Raw genomic sequence first — 909 nt, forward strand, 5'->3', positions numbered from 1 at the left:
TAGGTTGTCTTCTTTCTCGATATAGCCTCCTAAATCACCTGCTTTAACATCACCAAAGTCTCTCAACGCGCGAATACGGTGAAGGGTTTTGCCATCAACTTCAATTGTTTCATCTGTCAGTTCGTATTTTTTTTCCATGGTTTATTGCCTCTCACCCTTATCTTAAAACAGTGTCATTTCCAGATACTTTTGTATTTCCGGTTACTTTGGCATTCTCGCAAACTAGTGCACCACCAAACACACGGGCATTTCCAGAGATTTCTGCGTGACCGCCAATTTTAGCTTTTTCAGAAACATGTGCACCTTGGTGGACTGCGGCATCGCCATAAACCTTAGCTTTTCCAAAAACACGTGCATCATCTGCAATACATGCGGATTCAAAAACACAAGCATCGTCAAAAATTTCTGCGTTCTGTGAAATTATTGCATTACCGCCAATCTTTGCATCATGGTATATTCGTGCATTACCAGAAATATAAGCTTCATCGCACACTTTCGCGTTCCCATAAATTTTTGCAAGTATGTGAACACGGGCATTACCGGAAACTTTTGCATGATTGAAAATGCGTGCACCACCCGAAATTTGTGCATCATCGAAAATTGTTGCGTTATCATAAACCAATGCACCATCTTTGATTAGTGCATTACCAGAAACTTCGGCATTCCCAAAAACCTTTGCACTATCTCCAACCCAGCAATTACCTTTATGACTTAGGTTGTCTTCTTTCTCGATATAGCCTCCTAAATCACCTTTCTCGACGTTTCCAAAGTCTCGTAATGCGCGAATGCGGTGGAGAGTTTTGCCCCCAACTTCGATTGTTTCATCAGTAAATTCGTATTTTTTTTCCATGGTTTTACTCCTTTAAGTTAGACTCTGCCTTTGTCGTTCTTGCAAAAGAACGGCATTGC

The 909-nt window shown here is 41.0% G+C and carries 1 protein-coding gene; it reads right to left on the reverse strand.

The genetic code is table 11. The features are described 5' to 3' along the window. Positions 1-157: 157 nt before the first annotated feature. Complete coding sequence (locus ACFIK6_RS10015; RefSeq protein ID WP_375642730.1) at positions 158-850, reverse strand: hypothetical protein; 693 nt, start codon at positions 848-850, stop codon at positions 158-160. Between the last annotated feature and the right edge of the window lie 59 nt (positions 851-909).

The organism is Bartonella sp. AS69XJJH (assembly GCF_042195585.1).
In the GTDB taxonomy this organism is placed as follows: domain Bacteria; phylum Pseudomonadota; class Alphaproteobacteria; order Rhizobiales; family Rhizobiaceae; genus Bartonella.

Coding starts and splice junctions, on each gene's coding strand:
- ACFIK6_RS10015 (WP_375642730.1), bottom strand. CDS start 850: ATGGAAAAAAAATACGAATTTACTGATGAAACAATCGAAGTTGGGGGC.